Genomic DNA, 412 nt, shown 5'->3' on the forward strand with positions numbered 1-412 from the left:
GATGGAAAAGACGCAGCCACAAGTTACGTCTCAGAACGCCTTGGGCAAGGCCATCGGCTATTTGGCGAGTAACTGGAACAAACTCGAGCGGTACGTCGAGGAAGGTTATTTGCCAATCGACAACAACGCAGCCGAGCGAGCGATAAGGCCTTTCGTCATCGGAAGAAAGAACTGGTTGTTTAGCGACACACCCAAAGGCGCGACGGCCAGTGCACAACTTTACAGCTTGGTCGAGACGGCCAAAGCCAACGGCCAAGAGCCCTATGCGTGGCTGCGCCACGCATTAGAACGGCTGCCAATGGCGACCACGGTTGAAGATTACGAAGCGCTGCTACCATGGAACTGCTCGCCGACATCGCCTAGCTGAGCGCACCACCGATCTTGAAGTCGGTGGGGTTTATGGAGCGCTTAC

At 55.8% G+C, this 412-nt stretch carries 1 protein-coding gene; it reads left to right on the plus strand.

Annotation, left to right across the window (positions count from 1 at the left end):
- On the plus strand, positions 1 to 367 hold a 367-nt coding region (locus B347_RS24570; protein WP_019408117.1), incomplete at its 5' end, for an IS66 family transposase.
- Positions 368 to 412: the final 45 nt, after the last annotated feature.

The organism is Pseudomonas psychrophila HA-4 (assembly GCF_000282975.1).
GTDB classification, from domain to species: domain Bacteria; phylum Pseudomonadota; class Gammaproteobacteria; order Pseudomonadales; family Pseudomonadaceae; genus Aquipseudomonas; species Aquipseudomonas psychrophila_A.